Genomic DNA, 2,004 nt, shown 5'->3' on the forward strand with positions numbered 1-2,004 from the left:
CTCTGCTCCAGCTCCGCCCAACGCGCGGGCCGGTCCCAGTGCAGCAGCTTGGCGACTGGAAAGCGAAAGTCGATGGAGCAGCCCCAGAGGCTATCCCGGTAGTGCTTGGGCCGGAAGCGCGGGCTGGTATCGGCGAGGACCGCGAGGCTCGCCACCGGTACGCTGCGGGCATCGCGCAGCCGATGGTTGTGGACGAACATGCGCTCGGCGAAGGCTGCTTCCGGTTCGCCCTGCACCTCCACATGCACCAGGACGCAAGCGGGGCTGCCGTCGCGGCGCGCGACCGCGACCAGCTTGTCAGCGTAGCGCCGGCCGGTCTCGGCATCGCGCACGATGCGCTGCAGCTCCTTGTCCATGAAGCTATGCCCGCGCGTCCAGTCGATCTCGGCATGGCTGTGCGGAAACAAGAGCGCGAGGAAGTCGGGGAAATAGCGCTCCAGCGCCTCCTTCCAAGGGCTGTCGTGGTCGCTGGATGCTGCGGCCTGGTTGCGGTCGGTCATCGGCGGCTCGGGGTCCGATCAATCTGGGCAGCAGTCTGGCAGTCTGTCGGACGTAACCCGAGAGCAGATATTCGCGACACCGATCCTTATGGTGTCGCGCTCTTGGGCGCTCGGCGCCCCCGAGCTTGCGGACAACTCCGACAGCTGCGCCGCCTGGCCCTGGACCTGTCGCTGCTCAAGGAGGCGGAACGAGCTCAGTTGGCGAGCGAGCTGCGCGATAGCCCATGCGAAGCTCACCCTGGCGCATCGGTGATCCTGTTCCAGTCCGCCCGGGACCTGGTCTACAACCTCATCAAGCATGCCCAGGTCCGCCGCGGGGCCATCGGGCTCGCGACCGGCCCCGCGGGGCTCAGGCGGAGTGTGGAGGACGACGGGGTGGGTTTCGCCGTGGGTCTTACCGGTTACGGGGCGGGTGCCTGGGGCCGAGGTGACGGCCGACCCCGGTCAGGGCGGGCGCTTTGGCCTCTTCAGCGTACGCGAGCGCATCCCCCTGCTCGGGGGCCGCCTCGACATCGCGCCGCTGGCCCCGGGCAGCCGCGTCACCATCTGCCTGCCGCAGGGCAGTGCTTCCCGCGTAAGCTAAACCTCGCCTAGGCCGGGATGCGTAATTTCTCTTCCTCTGGATCGAGCGTCGTTCTCGTCCAGAGGCGGTCGGCAACCACAAACGGATCGGCGTTAATCGTGTGCGCAAAGTCGCGCACCCGGGTGATCAACTCCGCCGCGGTGGCATGGCAATGATGGTACGTGACATCCTCACGCAGCCAGCGCCACAGCGCTTCAACGGGCATGAAGTCTGGGCTATAACTGGGCAGCGGCTCCAGGGTGATCGACAGTGCCTGCGCCAGGTCGATGACGGCGCCGGCGCGGTGATAGGATGCGCCATCCCACAGCAGGATGATCTCGCGGGTCGGTTCCTGCTCACGCAGACGGTGCAAGACGGTCAGGGTGTGCTCGGTGTTGCCACACGGAAAGTCCCAGATCGCCACCTGCCCCGCGTTGTAGAAATAGACCCCATAGAAACTCATTTTGGCGGACAGCCCGGGGGTATGCGAGCCGACCCACAGCCGCTCCCCGATCGGCGCCCAACCATAGCCCAAATCCGCTTCCTGATGGATGTGCGCTTCGTCGACATAGACCACCAACGGAGGCTCTGGCCCTAAGGTGCGCTGCAGGAGGGTCTGGAGTTGCGCGACGAACGCTTCGCGGGCGGCGGTCGTGGCCCGGTTGAGCAGCGCCTTGGCCTTCTTCCAGGAGAACCCCAGCCGTTTGAGCGCCTGACGAAGCGTTTCACGGCTGACGCGGCGCGCAAAGCGCGTCTCGATCCAGGCCACGAGGCGCTTGAGGGTCCAGCGCGGCGGGGCGGTGTGTTGCGCAAGTTTCTCACTGGGCACGACCCGCCCCGTCTCGGGGGCGCGCTGCATCGAGGGCGCGGCGGCCGCCGCGACACTGTCACGGATCAGGTCATCGAGTGCCTGCTCCGTCACCGCGTCAAAAAAGGGGGGAC

At 66.9% G+C, this 2,004-nt stretch carries 2 protein-coding genes and 1 pseudogene; 1 reads left to right on the forward strand and 2 read right to left on the reverse strand.

The window, feature by feature from the left end:
- Positions 1–500 (reverse strand): annotated as a pseudogene (locus QZY44_RS32975) (hypothetical protein); the annotation flags it as partial.
- A gap of 412 nt (positions 501–912) precedes the next feature.
- Here QZY44_RS32975 and QZY44_RS32980 point away from each other — a divergent pair.
- Complete coding sequence (locus QZY44_RS32980; protein ID WP_295457759.1) at positions 913–1,083, forward strand: hypothetical protein; 171 nt, start codon at positions 913–915, stop codon at positions 1,081–1,083.
- A gap of 7 nt (positions 1,084–1,090) precedes the next feature.
- Here QZY44_RS32980 and QZY44_RS32985 read toward each other — a convergent pair.
- Positions 1,091–2,004, reverse strand: a 914-nt coding sequence (locus QZY44_RS32985) for an IS630 family transposase (protein WP_295457760.1), incomplete at its 5' end; no start/stop codon positions are given.

It is taken from the genome of uncultured Thiodictyon sp., assembly GCA_903837595.1.
Classification (GTDB): domain Bacteria; phylum Pseudomonadota; class Gammaproteobacteria; order Chromatiales; family Chromatiaceae; genus Thiodictyon.